Raw genomic sequence first — 21,077 nt, 5'->3', positions numbered from 1 at the left:
GGGGGTGTAGAGACGTAGCATGCTACGTCTCTACACTATCCTGTTCCCTGTTCCCTGTTCCCTGTTCCCTGTTCCCTGTTCCCTGTTCCCTGTTCCCTGTTCCCTGTTCCCTGTTCCCTGTTCCCTGTTCCCTGTTCCCTGTATAGCAGATATAAGAGATTCAAATAGAAAGACTGTGGCAGGATAACACTCCAGATTGTGTGAATTTTTAATAAAGTCTACAGCCGTTAGACGAAATTCTCTACACCAGAAGTGTTTACAGCATTAGCGTTTCGGGAGGTTCATCTATTTATCGGTCTTCCGCTGCAATACATCTCGGTATAGAAATAAGGTAAGCCATTCTTGATCCTGAGTTTTTGTCACTCGATCATGACGTTTGCCTGGAACACTTGCCTTGACAAATGCTCTCCGCACGGCTAATATTCTTGACTTTGTTCAACAAGCAACAATTGTCCGATCCGGGGATTTCTGATTTGTCCAGTATTTCGCTGTTGTGGCAACCGAAAAATGACCAACTGAACCCTCCGTCCTTAAATCCCCAATTGTGTGTTTCCCATGACTAATGAACTACTGCAACAAGTCCGGATTTTAGATCCGGTGTCTGGAACCGACCAACTCGCTGATGTGCTAATTACAGACGGCATCATCAAGGCTGTTGCACCAAAAATTGCGGAGTGGTCAAGTGATACTGTGGTGCGGGATTGCCAAGGTCTAATTTTAGGGACTGGCTTAGTTGATCTTTACAGTCATTCGGGGGAACCCGGATATGAGGAACGAGAAACGTGGACATCACTTCTCACGGCGGCGGCGGCTGGAGGCTTTACCCGATTAGCGATTTTGCCGGATACAGTACCACCGTTAGACAATCCCTCTGGACTTGCCCGTGTGCGCCAGCAGGAACGTTCCCATCCCAGCCACTCTTCTCCTCACCTATATTATTGGGGTGCGATAACCCAAGGCGTGGCAGGACAACAGATGACGGAACTAGCTGAGTTAGCCGCCGCAGGCGTCGTGGGTTTTGCCGATGGGCGTCCCCTATCGAATCTGGCTTTACTGCGGCGAGTGTTAGAATACCTGCACCCGTTGCCAATCCCGGTGGCGTTGTGGGCGTGTGACCCGAAGTTAAAGGGAAATGGGGTGATGCGGGAAGGGGCAAATTCTATCCGGTTTGGTATCCCTGGAAATCCCGCCATGTCAGAATCAACGGCATTATCTGCCATCTTAGAAGTAGTCAGTGCGATCGCGACTCCGGTGCATTTGATGCGGATATCAACCCGTCGCGGTGTGGAACTGATTCAAGCAGCGAAAGCACGAGGGGTTCCAGTAACCGCGAGTACCTCTTGGATGCATTTGCTGCTGGATACTCAAGATGTAAGCAATTATAATCCCAATTTACGCTTAGACCCCCCATTAGGCAATCCCGATGACCGAATCGCCTTAGTCGAAGGAATTCGGGATGGCGTGATTGATGCCATTGCCATTGATCATACCCCCTACACCTACGAAGAGAAAACCGTTGCCTTTGCCGAAGCGCCCCCTGGAGTTATTGGTTTAGAGTTAGCGTTACCCCTACTTTGGCAATATTTAGTGGAAACGGGCGTATGTTCAGCATTGCAACTGTGGCAAACTATTAGCACAAATCCAGCGTTTTGTCTAGGTCAATCCCCCGCCAAAATTGCCAATGAGCAACCCGCCGAACTGGTGTTATTTGACCCGCAGCAGGGTTGGACAGTAGCACAAGATACCCTGAAATCCCTCTCCAGGAATACACCGTGGTTTGGGCAAAAGATTAGGGGGCGCACGGTTCAAACGTGGTCAGGACAGGGGAAGTAGGGGAAGCAGGGGAAGCAGGGGAAGCAGGGGAAGCAGGGGAAGCAGGGGAAGCAGGGGAAGCAGGGGAAGCAGGGGCGGGTTTGACGGATAACTTATGGCGCCAAACCGATAACTTAACTAAACCCGCCCTTTCGTTACCCAGTTCGATAAGGAAATGTCTCGGTTGAGGCTATGCTTCCCTTGAAATATAACATTTAAATACATAACTTTATAAACCCACTTATTTTCAATTTTTGGAAAAGATCAAAAATTTATTATCTATTGCCTTTAATGAGAACGATTGCCTTAAATACCAGTGAAGCTGATCGTAAAGATCAAACCGTGTCAAGCCGTGGGCTACTTATATTGTTATACTGCCACTGGGAGATACTATTCAATCAAGCAAGACTCGATCACTAGATAACCACTCATGCAGCCCACCGACGCCAGCAAATTTACCGACAAAGCCTGGGAAGCGATCGTTAAATCCCAAGACGTTGCCCGCCGCTGTCGCAATCAACAGCTAGAAGTTGAACATGTGGCGATCGCACTCTTGGAACAAGAGGGGTTAGCCGCCCGGATTCTCTCACGGGTGACGGTGGATGTGCCGACATTTAAGCAGCAGCTAGAAGCCTTTGCCAATCGCCAAGCTAAGGTGAATAATGTTGACCAACTCTACCTGGGGCGAGGCTTGGATATTATGCTGGATAATGCCGAGGCATCCAGAGTCGCCCTGCAAGATGACTATATTGCGGTTGAGCATTTACTTTTGGGATTAGCTGCCGATGAACGCATCGGACGCCGTTTGTTTAAAAGCTTTGACCTGGATAGTACCAAACTCGAAGCCGCCGTTAAAGCAATTCGGGGTTCGCAAAAAGTCACCGATCAAAGTCCGGAATCCCGCTATGAAGCGCTAGAGAAATTTGGGCGGGATTTGACCGAACAAGCCAAAGCCGGGAAACTTGATCCGGTAATTGGGCGGGATGAAGAGATTCGTCGAGTGGTGCAAGTCTTATCCCGACGTTCTAAAAATAACCCGGTACTCATTGGGGAACCCGGTGTCGGTAAAACCGCGATCGCAGAAGGATTGGCACAACGGATAATTAATGGAGATGTGCCAGAATCCCTCAAAGAACGCCAGTTGATTTCCCTGGATATGGGGAGTTTAATTGCTGGGGCGAAATATCGAGGAGAGTTTGAAGACAGACTCCGCGCCGTCTTACGGGAAGTTACTCAGTCTGATGGGCATATTGTCCTGTTTATTGATGAATTGCACACGGTTGTCGGTACCGGATCAGGTCAAGGAACAATGGATGCCGGGAATTTACTCAAACCCATGCTAGCGCGAGGCGAATTGCGCTGTATTGGGGCGACAACCTTAGATGAGTACCGCAAGCATATTGAAAAAGACGCCGCCTTGGAACGACGGTTTCAACAGGTACTGGTACGACAGCCGACGGTGGACAATACGATTTCTATTTTACGGGGACTTAAGGAACGTTACGAAGTTCACCATAATGTGACGATTACTGACTCCGCCTTAGTCGCCGCCGCCACCCTATCGAATCGGTATATTAGCGATCGCTTTTTGCCCGATAAAGCCATTGATTTAGTCGATGAAGCCGCCGCTAAGCTGAAAATGGAGATTACCTCCAAACCCGTGGAACTCGAAGCCATTGATCGCAGGCTGATGCAGCTAAAGATGGAAAAGCTATCCCTAGAAGCCGAAAGTCAGCGTCAGGGTGTCGCCGCCGTTAGCAGTGCTTATCAGTCGTCTCAGGAACGGTTAGCCCGGATTGAACAAGAGATTGAACAACTCGAAACCAATCACCAACAGCTTAACGGACAATGGCAGTCGGAAAAACAACTTTTAGAAGAAATTAATGACCTGAAAAAAGAAGAAGACCAACTCCGGGTTAAAATTGAGCAAGCCGAACGCGCTTATGATTTAAATCAAGCCGCCCAGCTTAAGTATGGACAATTAGAGGTACTCCAGCACGATCGCGAGGCAAAAGAGACGATGATGATGGAACTCCAGGCGAAGGGTTCCGCCTTACTCCGGGAACAAGTTACCGAAGCCGATATTGCCGAAATTGTCGCCAAGTGGACAGGGATTCCGGTAAAACGATTGCTGGAGTCGGAACGCCAGAAACTCTTGCAGTTAGAAGGACATCTGCATAAACGAGTAATTGGACAAGGAGAAGCCGTGGAAGCCGTCGCCGCCGCCATTCGTCGCGCTAGGGCGGGGATGAAAGATCCCGGACGCCCCATCGGTTCATTCCTCTTCTTGGGACCCACAGGTGTGGGTAAAACGGAATTGGCGCGGGCTTTGGCACAGTTCCTTTTTGACAGTGAGGAGGCATTGGTGCGGATTGATATGTCCGAATATATGGAGAAACACGCCGTTTCCCGATTGGTGGGTGCGCCTCCCGGATATGTGGGCTATGAAGAAGGGGGACAACTCACCGAAGCCATTCGCCGCCGCCCTTACTCGGTGGTATTGCTAGATGAAGTGGAAAAGGCACACCGGGATGTCTTTAACATTTTATTACAAGTCCTTGACGACGGACGCATTACCGACTCCCAAGGGCGAACCGTGGATTTCCGCAATACGATTATTGTCATGACCAGTAATATTGGCAGTGATCATATTCTCAGTGTGGCAGGGGATGATACCCAGTATGAGGAGATGCGAAAACGGGTAACTGATGCCTTGAGAAAGCAGTTTCGCCCCGAATTCGTCAATCGTGTCGATGATATTATTATCTTCCATACCTTGACGCGCAAGGAACTGCGGCAAATTGTCGAGATTCAACTGAAACGGATTGAACGGTTGTTAGCGGATCAGAAAATCTCCATTGAACTGTCATCGACGGCGCAAGACTATGTGGTGAATGTCGGGTATGATCCAGTCTATGGGGCGCGTCCTCTGAAACGGGCAATCCAACGGGAACTGGAAAATCCAATTGCCACGAAGTTATTAGAAAACACATTTGGGGCGGGAGATACAATTCTCGTTCATTGTGTGGATAATACCCTCACCTTTGAGAAAAAGGAGGCAGTAAATTTGCCGGAACCGCAATCGGTACATTGAACGGGTTTCGTAAAAAATCTTCATTAAAGTTTTAGGAGAATCTCTCCCGAATTCCGCTACTATTCAGTTAGGATCAGAATCCAGGACAGGGGCATCTCTATCAAAAAACTTTAAACGTTCGTAGTAAGCGCTTTAGCGCCATCATTAGCGCCATCAGTGCCTCAGCACTAACTACAAACACTTAAACCGATTGTCTTCTCAACTAGGCAAAAGTGACTTGTTATGTCCCTTACCTTCACCGTCGCGATTCCCACGTATAATGGCGGAAGCCGAATCCCCGAAGTATTAGAACGACTGCGCCGCCAAACGGGTACAGAATCAATTCGCTGGGAAGTTATCGTTATTGATAATAACAGTACCGATAATACGGCTGAGATTGTTAAAGCGTATCAGGAAAACTGGTCTGCCGACATTCCCCTACGATACTGCGTTGAAGCCAGACAAGGGGCAGGATTTGCCCGCCAGTTAGCCGTTAAGGAAGCCCAAGCCTCCCTAATTGGCTTTTTAGATGATGATAATATTCCCGCCCTAAACTGGGTGGCTGCTGCCGTTGCCTTTGCTCAAGCCTATCCCCAGGCGGGGGCGTATGGCAGTCAAATCCACCCCGACTTTGAAGTACCGCCTCCAGACAGCTTACGACCTATCTTACCCTTTTTAGCGATCGCAGAACGCGGCGATCAACCCTTTCGCTACGAATCCCGTCAAAAGTTATTACCCCCTTCCGCCGGATTAGTCATTCGCAAACAAGCGTATCTAGACAGTGTTCCAAATCAACTGATTTTAACAGGCAGAATTCAGGGAAATATGCTCACCGGGGAAGACTTGGAAATGTTAAGTTATATGCAGCTCAACGGCTGGGAAATTTGGTATAATCCAGCCATGGAAATTGACCATAAAATTCCCCAAAAACGCTTAGAACGAGACTATTTAATTCCCTTTATGCGCGGCATTGGACTCAGCCGTTTTGTCACCCGCATGTTAAGCGTCAAACCTTGGCAACGCCCCTTAGCCTTTTTCGCCTATACAGTTAACGACTTGCGGAAACTCATTATTCACAGCCTTAAATATCAGGGTAAACTTCAATCCGATTTAGTCGCCGCTTGTCAATGGCAACTCGTTTTGAGTAGTTTAGAGAGTCCATTCTATTTATACAAAAATGGCTATTTCAATCGCCCGAACCAAATCATTACCCTGAAAGGCAAGTAGGTGGGCAGAAATAAACTCACCCCTCAATCCGGCTTAATTAAGGTGAGCAGGGGGAGCAGGAGAAAAAAAGGGAATTGTAGGGGCGGGTTTTACTACTAACGTTTGCTTTAACAAGCTAATATAACTAAACCCGCCCCAAAAGATTACCAGTATTCTGCGACAAATGACAAATAACCAATGACAAATGACAAATGACCAATGACAAATGACCAATGACCAAACAATGTCTATAGACTTTACAGTAGCGATTCCCACCTATAATGGTGCCAGCCGTTTGCCGAAGCTGTTGGAGAAACTGCGACAGCAAACCGATTTAGACCAGATTTCCTGGGAAATAATTGTTGTTGATAATAACAGTACAGATAATACCGCCCAAGTGGTACATGAGTATCAAGGGAATTGGCTAGTCGATGTTCCCTTAACGTACATCCTGGAACCGCAACAGGGGGCGGCGTTTGCCAGATTACGGGCAGTACAAGAAGCACAGGGGGAACTAATTGGATTTTTAGATGATGATAACTTACCCAATCCCGATTGGATAGCCCAAGCGTATACCTTTGCCAAAGAACATCTCCAAGCGGGTGCATTTAGTGGGCAAATTCATGGAGACTTTGAAGTCGAACCGCCGGAAAATTTTCAACGTATCCAAGCCTTTTTAGCGATTCGAGAACATGGTTCCACACCCCATCAATTTGAACCGCAAAATTTGAGATTACCGCCAGCGGCTTCATTGGTGGTGCGGAAAAAAGCCTGGAGTGAAACTGTGCCGTCCCGTCCCACATTAACAGGTAAATTACCCGGAGTGATGATACAGGGGGATGATTATGAACCCTTACTGTACATATATAAAGCTGGGTGGGAAATTTGGTATAATCCAGATTTGCATACTTATCATCAAATACCCCACTGGCGATTAGAACGGAATTATCTACTCTTTATTTGTCGGGGTTGTGGTTTAGCCACATGTCAATTGCGGATGATCAATGCCAATGCTTGGCAAAAACCCATAATTTTTATCCGCACATTTCTAGGAAATTTACGTCGAGTTGTCCTTCATGTCGCCAAATATCGAAATCAACTTAAAACCAATCTCGTTGCTGCCTGTGAAATGGAATTTTTTTGGGGAAGTTTAATGAGTTGCTTTTTTCTATTTAAAAAGTACAAAATATAAGGTTGATGTAAACTATGCATGTTTTAGTTTTAGAAGAAAATCCATCAACAGTTGGCGGCAAAGAACGAAGTACACTAGATATTTGCTATAGTTTATATCAGCGGGGACATCATATTCATCTGCTTTATGCCAAAGAAGGAGATTTACTACCCGATTATCAGAAGTTTTGTGATCAAGTCATTCAAATCAACACGTTTAAAATCAGTCATGATCAATCTTTAACAACTCACGTTCTATTCCGTTTAGGGAGTAACCTCGTCAAAATCTATAACATCCGTGGGGATATTGTCTATATCAATCAGTACCATGACAGTCTGTTTGCTAGCGCTTTAGCGTTATTCAAAAATATTCCTCTCCTGTGTCACCTCCGCCACCCACCTCCACAAACGATGTATAAAAAATGGAGATTTGGTCTTAAAAGTGTCAAGCAATTTATTGCGATTTCCCATCAGACGAAACAGGATTGGGTTAATCAAGGATTTCCCGAAAATAAAATAACCGTAGTTTATAATGGAATTAAACCGACATTATTCACTCTAGCCGAAAACTCGTCTTTAGTTAAGAATCAATGGGGTATTGATCAAGGGACAAAAGTAATAGCTTATGTGGGAAGACTGGATAAATCTAAGGGATTAGAAACTCTCATTCGTGGGTTTAAGTCTGTCTTAAAAGCAGGGATCAATGCTATTTTATTAATAGCGGGTAAACCTTATCTTGAAAATTTAAATTATCAAAACTATCTGGAAAAAATTGCCGATGAACTAGGAGTAAAAACAGCGATTAAATTTACCGGACACCTAGAGAATCCAATTTGGGTTTATCAAATTAGTGATGTTACCGTTCTACCGAGTCTAGATTCTGAACCATTCGGGCGATCAATTATTGAATCAATGGCTTGTGGTACGCCAGTTATCGGCAGTTGTACTGGAGGAATTCCCGAAATTTTAACGGGAGAATTTAAAGTTGGCTTATTTGAGGCAGGGAATGAACAGGATTTATCAACTGTACTCACCAAAGTTATAAAGTGGCGTGAAACAGACCCGACTTTGTCTCACCGATGCCGTAACCATATTGTAGAACATTTCAACTTGGATAGAACCGTGAACGGGGTTGAGCAAATTATGCTAAACCTTGTTAAAAAATGAACGTTTACCCTTAGTTTATTGATGAATAAACTTAAGATCTATGCCAAAAATATCCGTCGTAATTCCAGCCTACAATGCGGCAAAAACCATAAAAGAAACGATTCAATCGGTTTTAAACCAAACCTTTACTGACTTTGAGTTAATTATCATCAACGATGGGTCTCAAGATGCGACTTTAGAGATTGTTGAAAGTATCCCAGACCCTCGAATTTACCTATTTTCTTACCCTAATGCTGGACCGACGGTGAGTCGCAACCGGGGAATTTGTCAGGCGGTTGGAGACTATATTTCTTTTATTGATGCTGACGACTTATGGACTCCAGATAAACTTGAATCTCAATTTAACGCGCTGCAAGCCAATCCGCAAGCGGCTGTGGCTTATAGCTGGACAAATTCTATTGATGAAAGGGGTAAACTACTACGTCGAGGGTTTTACGTTCAGTTGAATGGTGATGTCTACAAAACCCTCTTAGTTATTAATTTTTTGGAAAATGGTTCTAACCCCTTAATTCGTCGAACGGCGTTAGTGGAAATGGGGGGATTTGAAGAGTCCCTGACTCATGGAGAAGATTGGGATATGTGGCTAAGATTGGCTTCCTCCTATGACTTCGTGGCGGTGCCATCTCCTCAAGTTTTATATCGAATCTCTCCCGATTCAGCCTCCTCTGACGTTTTCAAGCAGGAAGAAGGCTGTTTAATCATGATTGAACGAGCGTTCACGCAAGTTCCTGAATCCTTACAGAATTTGAAACGGCTAACCCTGGCTAATCTTTACAAATATCTGACGAGTAAAGCTCTGGAAGGAATTCCTAGCCGAGCCAACAGTCTAGCCGCCGCGCGATTTCTGGGATTAGCGCTCAGAAATGATCCGTTTCTGCTGCGAAGACGGGTTTTGGGGAAGGTATTATTTAAGATTGCCCTAACCCTGATATTACCATCTCAACAGACGCAACGATTTTTTACTAGATTTGATCGGATTTTTAATACCACAACATTATTAGGTTATTTGAAATTCTCTTGATTTCGTCAGTATTATTAATTTTATAAACAGAAAATGGATAGACCAACTATATCGGTTATTATTCCCGTTTTTAACGGCGAAATTACTATTAAAGAAACGATCAAATCCATCTTAAACCAAACCTTTCAAGATTTTGAAATTATTGTCATTAATGATGGATCTCAAGATAAAACATTAGACATAATTGAGAGTTTTAATTGTCCCCATATCAAAGTCTTCTCCTATACCAACAGGGGACCAGCCGTGAGTCGCAATCGAGGTCTTGACCACGCCAGGGGTGAATTTATTACATTTCTCGATGCGGATGATCTCTGGACATCGGCTAAATTAGAGGCTCAATTAAACGCTTTGCACGCTAATCCGCAAGCGGCGGTTGCTTATAGTTGGACAGATTATATCAATAAATCCGGTCAATTTTTATATCCAGATGAGCGGATTACCGAGACTGGAGATGTTTATGCCAAACTATTAGTTAGTAATTTTTTACACAATGGCTCAAACCCGTTAATTCGCCGCCAAGCATTGCAGGAAATTGGTTACTTTGATGAGTCACTTTGGGGGTCTGAGGATTGGGATATGTGGTTGCGCCTAGCCGCACGGTATCCTTTTACCCTGGTGCCATACCCGCATAATTTATATCGGATTTCAGAGTATTCAGTCTCGTCTAATATTGAAACCCAAGCCAAAGAATGTTTAAAAGTAATTGACAAAGCCTTTGCTCAAGCGCCTGATTCCCTACAGCACCTCAAAAAACAAAGCATCGCTAAGCTTTACCAGTATTTAACCTTTAAAGTATTGGACAGTTTGCCGAATCGCCACAAAGGTTGGCTAGCTGCCCAGTATTACTGGTATACTATTAGCGCTTATCCTCATCTGCTGTGGCAGCGAAAAAAATTAATGGTTGTCATCTTGCTTAAAATTATCTTATGGCTCCTACTGCCGCCACAACAGGCTCGGTTATTCTCAAAAAATGGTAGTTCAGTTCTTCCATCCGAGCCAAAATAATTTAAACTGTAGACGATAGTTCAATCCGTTCTGGGGATGAAATTGAAGAATTCACCAAGCCTCCATGTTTTAATTATGCCGGATTTTCGGTATCCAAATCCCTATCAAAGCCTTCTAGCGGAGGCATTAGAAAAGCAGGGCGTAACCGTTGAGTTTTGGCGCTATCCCTACGTCAAAACATTTCCTATATTTCGGGCGGCTGTGATTCAAGCCTGGAAAAATCCAAAAAATTCTTATCAGGTTGTTCATCTTCATTGGATTCATGAGTATATTGAAAGTTATTCTCAACTGAAGCAATTGTGGCGATCGCTAAAATTTATTCTGGATATTGTTTGTACTCGTTTGGCTGGTGTAAAAATTGTTTGGACGGTGCATAATGCCATGGCTCATGAGTCTAAGTTTCCTCGGTTAGAACGTTGGACGAGAAGTTGGGTTGCTCAATGGGTTGATCGGCTTATTTTTCATAGCCAATCGACGTTAGAGTCTGTGGCTCAACTGTATGGTTTTGCTCCGACAAAAGCCACAGCGATACCGATTGGACATTATCGGGATATTTATCATCCTCTGATTGATCCAATCCTAGCAAGAGCAGAATTGGGATTACCTGGAACTAGGCGAATTTACCTTCATTTTGGCTTGCTTAGACCCTATAAAGGGATAGAAAAATTAATTCAGGCATGGCAAAACTGGACTAGTGATGATAGTTTACTTGTCATTGCGGGTAAGCCTCAAGATGAAGCTTATAAAAATAAACTCAACCAACAGGTGGAAGGGATAAGTACCATTCGCCTCTATCCCGAATACATCGACAATAGTAAACTCCATCTTTTCTTTAGTGCCGCCAATATAGTGGTTTTACCCTTTGATAAAATCTTAAACTCTAGCAGTTTAATTTTGGCAATGTCTTACGCCAAACCGATTATCGCTCCTCGACTCGGAGGGATTCCCGAAACGATGAAAGACGCGGATACGTTGTTATATGATCCAGAGGATGAACAAGGATTAATTAAGGCGCTGGAAAAAAGCAAGCATGTTATTCTGGATGAGCTGAGCGAGTCTGTAATTAAGGTTTGCGATCAACTCGATTGGAATGGGATCGGGAAGAAAACCCTAGAGGTCTATCAAATGGCAATGAATACCTATAGCACTACGGAGATACGTTAGGACATCAGTTAGTCTATGTCCTAACCTGTTTTAATACCGTTATAAGACATTAAACAATTATTGATACAGCGAATGGCTAACTTGATTAAGTCGCGACTCTTTCTGGTTGGATGTCCCCGCTCCGGCACAACATTATTACAAACCCTATTAGCGGCTCATCCTCAAGTCGCCTCTTTTCCAGAAACTCAATTCTTTTTAGATTTAACCCAACAACTAGAGCGTCGGTTATTTGGTCAACCGCCCCTGACTCTCCAAGACCGACTGGAAAACTTGATCAGCGATTGTCGGGTAGGATTAGGGATTGCCTCGCCAAAATTTAGATTGCGAGTGAATAAATTTATCGACACAATTGGTCGCTCAGAGTTTAGGAAAAATTTCCCCTGGCGAGGTCGGTGGATGAAGCAAAAAACTCAAGCGTTTATTGAAATCTTGGATACCTTAGCCTTAGAACAGCAGAAATCTTATTGGCTGGAAAAATCCCCCCATCATTTGAGTTATATCGATATTATTGAAAAATATGTCCCCGACCCGAAATTTATTCATCTGGTTCGGAACGGGGAAGATGTGATTGCCTCCATGTATGAAGCTGTTAATACCTATGCCAATTGGGGAGAACGCTATCGCCATAGTTTAGATGCCTGTATTCAGCAATGGATATGGTCAATTCAGCTAACCCAAAACCAATTACATAAACCGAATCATAAACGGGTCAGCTATGAAACCTTAGTCGCCAATCCTCAAGCCGTACTGCAAGACCTAGCGGCATTTATTGGCATCGACTATCAGGAAACGATGCTGCAAGGCTATCAAACCGTCGCCAAACAGGTCGTCTTAGACACCGAATCCTGGAAATCCCAGGTTTACCAACCAATTCACAATGCCAATTCCCGGAAATTCCACCAGGTTTTCGACGAGCCGCAACAGGATTATGTCCGGGAACGACTCTCGGTTGTCAATTATCCTGAATGGGTAGGGAAATCCGAATAGGCGGCGGGGGTAAATCCTATCGCCCATCACCTGGGGAATCCCGCAGAATTATCATGAATACCTAAAATCTAATCATGAGAGACCTATGACTGTACTGGAACAGGGAAAAATTACCATTCATACCGAGAATATCTTTCCCATTATCAAGAAGTCGCTCTACACCGACCACGAAATCTTCTTGCGGGAGTTAGTTTCTAACGCCGTGGACGCCATCCAGAAGCTGAAGATGGTGTCTTACTCTGGGGAAGTGGATGGGGATGTGGGAGAACCGGAAATTACGATTTCCCTGGATAAAAATAATAAAACTCTCTCGGTTTCCGATAACGGGATTGGCATGACCGTTGAGGAAGTGAAAAAATATATTAACCAAGTCGCTTTCTCCAGCGCCGAAGAGTTTATCCAGAAATACCAAAAAGACGCTGACCAGCAGATTATCGGTCACTTCGGCTTGGGATTTTACTCCTGCTTCATGGTGGCACAGAAAGTAGAGATTGATACCCTCTCCTACCAAGCCGGGGCTGAGGCGGTACATTGGTCTTGTGATGGGTCCCCCCAGTTTGAACTGTCGGAATCCTCTCGCAAGGAACGGGGAACCACGATTACGCTGACGCTACAGGATGAAGAGACCGAATATGTCGAACCCGCCCGGATTCGCCAACTGGTGAAGAAGTACTGCGACTTTATGCCAGTGCCAATTAAGATGGATGGGGAGGATCTCAATCAACACAAAGCACTGTGGAAGCAATCGCCCCGGGATCTCAAGGATGAGGATTACTTAGAATTTTATCGCTATCTGTATCCGTTTCAAGAAGACCCCCTGCTGTGGGTGCATCTGAAGACGGATTATCCGTTTCTGTTAAATGGGATTCTCTATTTCCCCAAACTGAAGCCGGATGTGGATGTGACCAAGGGTCATATCAAGCTATTCTGTAATCAGGTTTTTGTCAGTGACAACTGCGAAGAAGTCATTCCCAACTTCCTCATGCCCTTGCGTGGCGTGATTGATAGTCCGGATATTCCCATCAATGTGTCCCGTTCCGCCCTCACCAATGACCGGACGGTGCGCCGGATTGCCGATTTTATCGCCAAGAAAATCGCTGACCGCCTCAACCAACTGTATACTGAGCAACGCAAAGACTATATCCGCTGCTGGCAAGATGTGGGTACGTTTGTCAAGTTTGGGGCGTTGAATAATGATAAGTTCAAAAAGCAAGTTGAAGATATCATTATGTATCGCACCACCTATTCTGGGGAGTCCCAAAGCCAAGCAGAGACACCGGAGGTAGAAGTGCAGTCGCAAGCAGACGATGCTTGGCAAGAGGTGAGTTCAGCCGCCGTGAATCAGGATGACCAAGGGCGAACTTATACGACGCTAAAAGCCTATTTAGAGCGCAACAAAGCCCAGCACGAAAACCACGTCTTCTACTGCACCGACGAAGCCGCCCAAGCCACGTATGTGGAACTGCACAAGAATCAGGGGTTAGAAGTCCTATATCTGGACTCGTTTATCGACACCCACTTTATCAGTTTCCTGGAACAGGAATATTCGGATGTCAAGTTCTCGCGGGTGGACTCCGAGTTAGATAATACGCTGGTTGACCAAGACAAGGCGGCGGATATTGTTGACCCCAAAACCAATAAGACTCGTAGCGAACTGATTAAGGAGTTATTTGAGCAAGCGATAAATAAGCCCAAGGTAAACGTGAAAACCCAGGCGCTGAAGTCCGATGACCCCCAAGGGACACCGCCAGCGATGGTACTGCTACCGGAAGCCATGCGACGGTTGCAGGATATGACCGCCCTATTGCAGCAGCAAGCGGCGCAGTTTCCAGAGGAGCATATTTTAGTCGTGAATACCGCGCATCCCTTGATTGAGAACTTGGTGGAGATTAGTCAGGGGAGTATTGTCCAAGGGGTAGGTCAATCCCCCAGTGGCGAACTTGCCAATCAAATTTGCCAACACGTCTACGACTTGGCATTAATGGCGCAACGCGGCTTTGACGCTAATGGAATGAAGGCGTTTGTGGAACGGTCAAATCAGGTGTTGACGCGGTTGACCGCAAAATAGGGAAGGGATAAAGCTTTTTCAGTCAGTGAGGTACACCGATTCCCGACGTCTCTAAGACGTCGGGGTTCTTGCTTAGATAGATTGTCAACGTCAGCTCAAAGCCAGGGAAACAGGAGAAGGGGGGTATGATAAATGCACTTGCCCAGCCGGACATGATATAACTGACTAGGATACATGAGATGAAATTTTTTGATATTTTACGTATTGTAAAATATTTGACTAAGTTCTTAATAATTTGAACGGACAGATGTCTCTTGACTTTACTTTAGCCATTCCCACTTATAATGGCGCTAACTGTTTGCCGAAGTTGCTAGATCAACTCCGACAGCAAATCGGTTTAGAACAGATTTCTTTGGAAATTATTGTTGTTGATAATAATAGTAGCGATAATACAGCCCAAGTGGTGCAGGAGTATCAAGCCACTTGGCTACCCGGTGTTCCCTTCAAGTACATTTTTGAACCGGAACAGGGCGCCGCTTTTGCTAGATTACGGGCGGTGCAAGAGGCGCAGGGGGAACTGATTGGATTTTTAGATGATGATAACTTACCTAATCCGGATTGGATCGCCCAAGCTTATTTATTTGCCCAAGAACATCCCCAAGCCGGTGCATTTAGTGGGCAAATTCATGGGGAGTTTGAAGTCGAACCGCCGGAAAATTTCCAGCGCATTCAAGCCTTTTTAGCCATTCGGGAACATGGTTCCACACCTCATCAATTTGAGCCGCAAAACTTGAGATTACCACCTGCTGCTTCGTTAGTGGTGCGGAAAAAAGCTTGGTGTGAGAGTGTTCCGTCGCGTCCCACATTAACGGGTAAATTACCCGGAGTGATGATACAGGGGGATGATTATGAACCCTTACTGTATATGTATAAAGCCGGATGGGAAATTTGGTATCATCCCGATTTGCATACCTATCATCAAATACCACGCTGGCGCTTAGAACGGGATTATTTACTCTCTATTTCCCGGGGGTGTGGATTAGCGACATGTCAGCTACGGATGGTTAATGCTCAACCTTGGCAAAAACCGCTGATTGTTATTCGCAATTTTTTGGGTAGCTTACGTCGAGTTTTTTTGCAGTTGCTCAAGTATCGGGGTCAATTAAATAATAATCTAATTGCGGCTTGTGAACTGGAATTTTTTTGGGGAAGTTTAATAAGTTCGTTTTTGGTTTTGAAACGCCGCCGATTAATATAAATAAATGAGTCCGAAATATTATGCCCATAATTTCCGTTATTATTCCTGCCTATAACGCTGAAAAAACGATTAAAGAAACGATTGGATCTGTTTTAAATCAAACCGTAACAGATTTTGAAGTATTGGTGATTAATGATGGCTCTACAGATGGAACGCTGGACGTTATTGCCGGGATAAAAGACGAACGTTTGCGGGTATTTTCCTATCCTCATGCTGGAGTAGCTACGACTCGTAATCGGGGACTTGCTCACGCGGTGGGAGAGTATATTTCTTTCCTCGATGCGGATGACTTGTGGACACCCGATAAACTTGAAGCCCAACTCAATGCGTTACAAGAAAATCCCCAAGCGGCTGTAGCCTATAGCTGGACGGATTGGATTGATGAATTGAGACAATTTTTGCGAGCGGGGGGTTATATTACTGAAAATGGTCAGGTTTACGAAAAGTTGTTAGTCCGAGACTTTATCGAAAGTGGCTCAAATCCCTTAATTCGCGCTGAAGCGTTTCAGAGTGTGGGGAAGTTTGATGAATCCTTGGAATTTTCAGAAGATTGGGATATGTGGTTGCGCCTAGCGGCTTGCTATGAGTTTGTCGCGGTGCCATCTGCTCAAATTTTATATCGAATTTCTCCGAATTCTGCCTCGTTTAATGTGTGGAAAATGGAAGCCGGAAGTTTGCGGGTTTTGGAAAAAGCTTGGGCGCAAATTACCCCATCTATACAACACCGCAAACGAGAAATTCTGGGAAATCGTTATAAATATCTTACGTGTAAAGCTATTGAGGGAAATTTGGAACGACGTAGAGGATTAGTCGCCGTGCGGTTTTTCTGGCAAGCGATTCTCAATGATCCCGCTTGGCTAGGACGAGGCAAACTGATGTTAATCGTTTTCTTAAAAATTGGATTGGCAATTCTACTCTCTCCTCAACAAGCTCAAAGAATACGAACAAGCTTGAGAAAATGGTTTACCAAAGAGCGTCCGTTTCAACGGCAATAATTTATATCACAATTCCATTGTAATTTAATATCACGGATTTAATTTAATATAGCCCAGGATGGTATCCGTATTTAGCCATTTCCCCCCGATTAAATTATCAGTGAGTCGAGCAGGAAGCAGAGTGACTAAACCACTTTTTAAGAAAATTTTCCAAGTTACTCGTTTTTGCCATAGCTCAGGTTGGTGGTGTAATACTTGCCACCAAAACCGTACCGCTATTTTACCCGCTTGGGGGTCTGGAACTCCTGCCAAGACTTTGTAGGTTAGGTATTTATATAAATTAGCTAAACTCGGCTTTTTTAAGTGTTGCACTGAGTCAGGTGCTTGAGCAAATGCCTGGTCAATTACCTGTAAACATGCGGCTTCTTGTCTAACAACATTTGCAGACATGGAAGTTGTCGATAGTCGATAGAGAACTTGGGGGGATGGAACGACGACAAACTCATAGTTAGCCGCCAGCCGCAACCACATCTCCCAATCCTCAGCCGCCGGAAGAGATTCATTGAAATAACTTACTTTCTTGAACGCTTCAGAGCGAATTAAAAGATTTGAGCCGTTTTCGATAAAATCGGTTAATAAAAGTTGGGCATAAACATTGCCGCTAACTGTGCTATAGTTGCCTCGGCGGGAAAATTGACCTGATTCATCAATACAATCGGTCCAACTAAAGGCTACAGCCGCTTGGGGATTATCTAGTAATGCCTTGAGTTGAGCTTCTAGTTTATCCCCTGTCCATAAATCATCCGCATCGATGAAGGAAATATAGTCTCCACTAGCTAATTGAATTCCTCGGTTACGACTGGCGGCTAAACCGGCATTGGGGAAGGGAAATACTTTTAAGCGGGAATCGGAAATACTCCTGACAATATCCAGGGTTGAATCTTGTGAGCCATCATCAATCACAATCAGTTCAAAATTGGAAAAGGTTTGGTTAATGACGGATTCGATTGTCTGTCGAATTGTCTTTTCACCGTTGTAGACGGGAATCACAACAGAAATAAGTGGCATACTCTGTAATTATATTTGCCAGGGCATTTCATTATAACTTCCTGGGTAAACCCATCTAAAAGTTCTTGACAAAAACGTTAACGTCTGAATTTAAATAAGGGTGGGTTAGGGTCGAGAGCAAAGGTATCCGAAAAGGCTTCTGTGGGGCAAGAGGATGAGACACACAAAACCAATGACACCAGCTCTAGTCAAAAGTCGCTAACATAAGAGTCTGTAGTCAGTGCTTGACTTGCTGGAGGCACAGCCTGTGCCAACAAGGAACCCAGGTTAGGTCAGTACCACTCAACGATAATGACGAGGATTATTATGTCACGCAAATGTCAACTCACTGGTAAAAAGGCAAACAATGCCTACGCTATCTCCCACTCCCACCGCCGCACCAAGAAACTCCAAGAAGCTAATCTGCAATGGAAGCGCGTCTGGTGGCAAGAAGGCAATCGCTGGGTGAAGCTGAGACTCTCCACTAAGGCGATTAAGACACTGGAGAAGAAAGGATTGCAAGCGATGGCGAAGGAAGCGGGGATTAACCTGAAGCATTATTGAGCAAATTAGAAGATAAGGTAGGGTAGGGTAGGCAATGCTTACCCTACTTCGGAGCCACTGGACATCAAGTCTGAAGGGAGTGGGGTTTTAATGTGAACGAGTAAAGCTCTAATGTCGGAGAGTTGTTTCATCGCAGCTAGCTGTTGCTGGGGTAAGAAAGTTACCAGAACAATTTTTAATAAGACTTTCCAGATCACTCGCGTTTTGAGCAAAGTCGGATCATTAATCAGGGATTGCCAAAGAAACCGGACTGCGGTTAAGCCTTTTTCTGGAACCGATGACCCTTCTAATGCCTTGAAAGTGAGGTATTTGTAGAGATTAGCCCGACTTGGCTTCTTTAAGTCATCGCAGGATTCACTCGCCTGAGCCAACGCTCGTTCCATGACCTGTAAACTAGCTCTTTCTAATTGAAGCACATTGGTAGACATGGACTGGGCAGACACGCGATATAAAATTTGGGGTTTGGGTATGGCGACAAAATGAAATTTAGCCGCTAACCGCAGCCACATATCCCAATCCTGAGCTGCGGGAAGTGATTCGTCAAAACCACCAACTTCACTCAATGCCTGTTGGCGAATTAGGGGGTTGGAGCCATTTTCTAAAAAATTAACCAATAACAACTGGGTTAAAACATTGCCATTGGCGGTAATATGACAGCCGGGACGCAGGAACTGACTGGATTCATCAATACAGTTACTCCAACTATACGCCACAGCAGCCAGGGGATTTTTTGTTAATGCTTTGAGTTGAAGTTCTAGTTTATCAAGTGTCCACAGATCATCTGCATCGATAAAGGAAATATATTCACTACTAGCATGGCTTAACCCGCGATTTCGGCTCACCGCTAAGCCGCCATTGGGATAAGAAAATACCTGTAAACGAGGGTCTTGAATTTGCAATACAATTTCTAGTGAAGAATCTGTTGAGCCATCATTGATAACAATGAGTTCCAAGTCGGAAAAGGTTTGGCTTAATACCGATTGAATGGTTTCTTGAATCGTCGTTTCACTGTTGTAAAGTGGGATGATTACAGAAATCAGGGACATATTTTTTACAAAAATAACAAGTTTAGGTCTGAGAGGGTACATGAGGTAAGAGCGCAAGGCTTGCGCCCCTAGGCTTAGGTTTACGGCACAGGCTAAATGGGTTGTGGTAATCGTCCGAAACGTTATCCTGGCTATACCTGGGTTTCAATCCGATCACTTGTCATATCTGATTGAGGGTGGCTATAGTCTTTAATAAATTAAAGTTGGCGCTCTAAAAATAATTCTTCTGTTGTGGAAATTTTAGGATGAATTTTAAAGCCCCATTGATGTAACTTGGCTTTAACGAATTCTACTTTTTCTCGTCCGATTATCCGTTCGTGCAGTTCGATGACGAGTTTCTTGACGTTGTGGAAATGGGCATAGTTTAATAATTCATATTCTCCGCCTTCAATATCAATAATTAAGAACGTGGGATTGAGGCGTTTAATTTCTTGATTAAAAGATTTTACAGGAACCTGTATAGCTTTGGCATCGGGATGACGCTGTATCGTGGAAGACGACCAAAAGTTTTTCTCGATATAAAACTGATGGGTTCCTTGTTGGTCTCCAATCAGACAAATTTCCAGGTGGGGAGAGACTTGATTGATGGCGTAATTTTGGCGAATCGGGAGTTCTAGCTCTGGATTGGCTTCAAAGGTAAAGACTCGTTCTGAACCGATGCGTTTGGCACAGTAACTGGAGAGTAAACCAATCCCTGTCCCGATTTCCATAACAATATCATTGGGGGTAAGTTTAGCCTTGACGATTCTCAGTTCATTTTGCTCGTAGTAGCCCGCATAAATATCGTTGAGTACATCATCAGAGATGTGAGAGTCCAGGCAAATTTTTATGCCTTCATACTCTAACACCTTAGGCTTTTTGAATTGACGATACTTTAATAGGAGTTTAGGTTTTAGTCCTTGATTGTATTCCAATTTAATCCGCCGCTGTAGGCGAGTAAGTAAGTTAGCGGATGATTGATGTAAATTCAGCATTTTTAAGCAATGGCGAGGAAGGACTGCTCAACGTCTACACCCCATGTAAACTGAACACGGATTGGCTTAAGCACAACCTGGTACATGTCCCATTAGTATAACCTCTAGAATTTTCACAGCAAAAGTTTCCCAGCCGATCTGAAGGCAGAGGTAGCCGGAGTGTCGGGGCAGGCATTGGTGTCAACTTAAGGTGAAAAGCGGGGGGAGCAGGGGAAGCGGGGGAAGCAGGGGGAGCAGGGGAAGTAGAAATACTTTCGTTACTAAGTTCAATAATGAAATGCCTTGGTTGAGGCTATGCCTACCTTGAATGGCTGGAAACCAGAATTGGCAAGGGTTGTGGCTTAATTTGACACGGATGCGGGGCGGGGTGGAGCGATAACGTCCCTAACGTGGGCAAGATTTGGCGTTGGGGTGATCATTTTTCTCGCCCAAGTGGGTAAGCTAGATGTAGAAACTCACTGACTGAGTGTTATATACAGTTGAATGGTCAGCCAGGTGATGGGTTCAGACTGCATCAAGTAACTTAATAATTCTGTCGGGAGAGGGAACTTACTCCTTGAGGCATTGCCTCATAATCATACAAGGGGGGTTGATGCTCATCCGGAAAAATCTTGAGTGTCTTGCTAGTAGGGTGGCAACA

The 21,077-nt window shown here is 44.7% G+C and carries 17 protein-coding genes; 14 read left to right on the top strand and 3 right to left on the bottom strand.

The genetic code is table 11. The annotated features are described in order from the left end of the window. Window positions 1-555: 555 nt before the first annotated feature. The 13 genes from RIC07_RS30270 (at window position 556) to RIC07_RS30210 (ending at window position 16,866) form a co-directional block, all read left to right on the top strand. A complete protein-coding gene (locus RIC07_RS30270) occupies window positions 556-1,833 on the top strand; it encodes a dihydroorotase (RefSeq protein ID WP_446397749.1) in 1,278 nt (425 codons plus the stop codon). Beyond that, the gene (locus RIC07_RS30265) at window positions 1,812-2,000 is read left to right on the top strand and encodes a hypothetical protein (RefSeq protein WP_446397748.1); all 189 of its coding nucleotides are present in this window, start codon (window positions 1,812-1,814) and stop codon (window positions 1,998-2,000) included. Before RIC07_RS30270 ends, RIC07_RS30265 begins: the two co-directional genes overlap by 22 nt. A 242-nt stretch (window positions 2,001-2,242) precedes the next feature. Continuing rightward, complete coding sequence (gene clpB / locus RIC07_RS30260) at window positions 2,243-4,906, top strand: ATP-dependent chaperone ClpB (protein ID WP_446397747.1); 2,664 nt, start codon at window positions 2,243-2,245, stop codon at window positions 4,904-4,906. A 222-nt stretch (window positions 4,907-5,128) separates the two neighbouring features. After that, window positions 5,129-6,112 (top strand): hormogonium polysaccharide biosynthesis glycosyltransferase HpsE, encoded by a 984-nt coding sequence (gene hpsE, locus RIC07_RS30255; RefSeq protein WP_446397746.1) that lies wholly within the window; start codon window positions 5,129-5,131, stop codon window positions 6,110-6,112. A gap of 205 nt (window positions 6,113-6,317) precedes the next feature. Next, window positions 6,318-7,283, top strand: coding sequence for a hormogonium polysaccharide biosynthesis glycosyltransferase HpsE (gene hpsE, locus RIC07_RS30250; protein ID WP_446397745.1), 966 nt, complete (start codon window positions 6,318-6,320; stop codon window positions 7,281-7,283). Between the two features lie 14 nt (window positions 7,284-7,297). Next, the gene (locus RIC07_RS30245; protein WP_446397744.1) at window positions 7,298-8,428 is read left to right on the top strand and encodes a glycosyltransferase family 4 protein; all 1,131 of its coding nucleotides are present in this window, start codon (window positions 7,298-7,300) and stop codon (window positions 8,426-8,428) included. A gap of 40 nt (window positions 8,429-8,468) precedes the next feature. Next, window positions 8,469-9,449, top strand: coding sequence for a glycosyltransferase (locus RIC07_RS30240; protein WP_446397743.1), 981 nt, complete (start codon window positions 8,469-8,471; stop codon window positions 9,447-9,449). A gap of 33 nt (window positions 9,450-9,482) precedes the next feature. Further along, window positions 9,483-10,454, top strand: coding sequence for a glycosyltransferase (locus tag RIC07_RS30235; RefSeq protein WP_446397742.1), 972 nt, complete (start codon window positions 9,483-9,485; stop codon window positions 10,452-10,454). A 42-nt stretch (window positions 10,455-10,496) separates the two neighbouring features. Beyond that, a complete protein-coding gene (locus RIC07_RS30230; RefSeq protein WP_446397741.1) occupies window positions 10,497-11,618 on the top strand; it encodes a glycosyltransferase family 4 protein in 1,122 nt (373 codons plus the stop codon). Window positions 11,619-11,690: 72 nt separating this feature from the next. Continuing rightward, on the top strand, window positions 11,691-12,605 hold the full coding sequence (locus RIC07_RS30225; protein ID WP_446397740.1) for a sulfotransferase family protein: 915 nt from the start codon (window positions 11,691-11,693) through the stop codon (window positions 12,603-12,605). 85 nt (window positions 12,606-12,690) lie between these two features. Continuing rightward, on the top strand, window positions 12,691-14,673 hold the full coding sequence (htpG, locus tag RIC07_RS30220; RefSeq protein WP_446397739.1) for a molecular chaperone HtpG: 1,983 nt from the start codon (window positions 12,691-12,693) through the stop codon (window positions 14,671-14,673). 247 nt (window positions 14,674-14,920) lie between these two features. Beyond that, window positions 14,921-15,871, top strand: coding sequence for a hormogonium polysaccharide biosynthesis glycosyltransferase HpsE (gene hpsE / locus RIC07_RS30215; protein WP_446397738.1), 951 nt, complete (start codon window positions 14,921-14,923; stop codon window positions 15,869-15,871). 20 nt (window positions 15,872-15,891) lie between these two features. Next, window positions 15,892-16,866 carry a glycosyltransferase gene (locus RIC07_RS30210; protein ID WP_446397737.1) on the top strand — a complete coding sequence of 325 codons (975 nt, stop codon included), beginning with the start codon at window positions 15,892-15,894 and terminating at the stop codon, window positions 16,864-16,866. 30 nt (window positions 16,867-16,896) lie between these two features. On the opposite strand, the gene RIC07_RS30205 is transcribed toward RIC07_RS30210, so the two are convergent. Then, window positions 16,897-17,874 (bottom strand): glycosyltransferase, encoded by a 978-nt coding sequence (locus RIC07_RS30205; protein WP_446397736.1) that lies wholly within the window; start codon window positions 17,872-17,874, stop codon window positions 16,897-16,899. Window positions 17,875-18,180: 306 nt separating this feature from the next. On the opposite strand from RIC07_RS30205, the gene rpmB reads away from it, so the two are divergent. Then, window positions 18,181-18,417: a 50S ribosomal protein L28 gene (gene rpmB, locus RIC07_RS30200; protein ID WP_006099802.1), complete on the top strand. Its 237-nt coding sequence runs from the start codon at window positions 18,181-18,183 to the stop codon at window positions 18,415-18,417. A 38-nt stretch (window positions 18,418-18,455) separates the two neighbouring features. On the opposite strand, the gene RIC07_RS30195 is transcribed toward rpmB, so the two are convergent. Continuing rightward, a complete protein-coding gene (locus RIC07_RS30195) occupies window positions 18,456-19,463 on the bottom strand; it encodes a glycosyltransferase (RefSeq protein WP_446397735.1) in 1,008 nt (335 codons plus the stop codon). Window positions 19,464-19,660: 197 nt separating this feature from the next. Next, window positions 19,661-20,437, bottom strand: a complete 777-nt coding sequence (locus RIC07_RS30190; protein WP_446397734.1) for an FkbM family methyltransferase — start codon at window positions 20,435-20,437, stop codon at window positions 19,661-19,663. Between the last annotated feature and the right edge of the window lie 640 nt (window positions 20,438-21,077).

It is taken from the genome of Coleofasciculus sp. E1-EBD-02, assembly GCF_040218245.1.
Classification (GTDB): Bacteria; Cyanobacteriota; Cyanobacteriia; order Cyanobacteriales; family Coleofasciculaceae; genus Coleofasciculus.
Note: the sequence above shows the minus strand (reverse complement) of the source record. Positions and strands in the feature narration are given on the sequence as shown.

Coding starts and splice junctions, on each gene's coding strand:
- hpsE (WP_446397745.1), top strand. CDS start 6,318: ATGACCAATGACCAAACAATGTCTATAGACTTTACAGTAGCGATTCCC.
- RIC07_RS30270 (WP_446397749.1), top strand. CDS start 556: ATGACTAATGAACTACTGCAACAAGTCCGGATTTTAGATCCGGTGTCT.
- RIC07_RS30195 (WP_446397735.1), bottom strand. CDS start 19,463: ATGTCCCTGATTTCTGTAATCATCCCACTTTACAACAGTGAAACGACG.
- RIC07_RS30245 (WP_446397744.1), top strand. CDS start 7,298: ATGCATGTTTTAGTTTTAGAAGAAAATCCATCAACAGTTGGCGGCAAA.
- RIC07_RS30205 (WP_446397736.1), bottom strand. CDS start 17,874: ATGCCACTTATTTCTGTTGTGATTCCCGTCTACAACGGTGAAAAGACA.
- RIC07_RS30190 (WP_446397734.1), bottom strand. CDS start 20,437: ATGCTGAATTTACATCAATCATCCGCTAACTTACTTACTCGCCTACAG.
- RIC07_RS30210 (WP_446397737.1), top strand. CDS start 15,892: ATGCCCATAATTTCCGTTATTATTCCTGCCTATAACGCTGAAAAAACG.
- RIC07_RS30240 (WP_446397743.1), top strand. CDS start 8,469: ATGCCAAAAATATCCGTCGTAATTCCAGCCTACAATGCGGCAAAAACC.
- clpB (WP_446397747.1), top strand. CDS start 2,243: ATGCAGCCCACCGACGCCAGCAAATTTACCGACAAAGCCTGGGAAGCG.
- RIC07_RS30235 (WP_446397742.1), top strand. CDS start 9,483: ATGGATAGACCAACTATATCGGTTATTATTCCCGTTTTTAACGGCGAA.
- hpsE (WP_446397746.1), top strand. CDS start 5,129: ATGTCCCTTACCTTCACCGTCGCGATTCCCACGTATAATGGCGGAAGC.
- RIC07_RS30225 (WP_446397740.1), top strand. CDS start 11,691: ATGGCTAACTTGATTAAGTCGCGACTCTTTCTGGTTGGATGTCCCCGC.
- hpsE (WP_446397738.1), top strand. CDS start 14,921: ATGTCTCTTGACTTTACTTTAGCCATTCCCACTTATAATGGCGCTAAC.
- htpG (WP_446397739.1), top strand. CDS start 12,691: ATGACTGTACTGGAACAGGGAAAAATTACCATTCATACCGAGAATATC.
- rpmB (WP_006099802.1), top strand. CDS start 18,181: ATGTCACGCAAATGTCAACTCACTGGTAAAAAGGCAAACAATGCCTAC.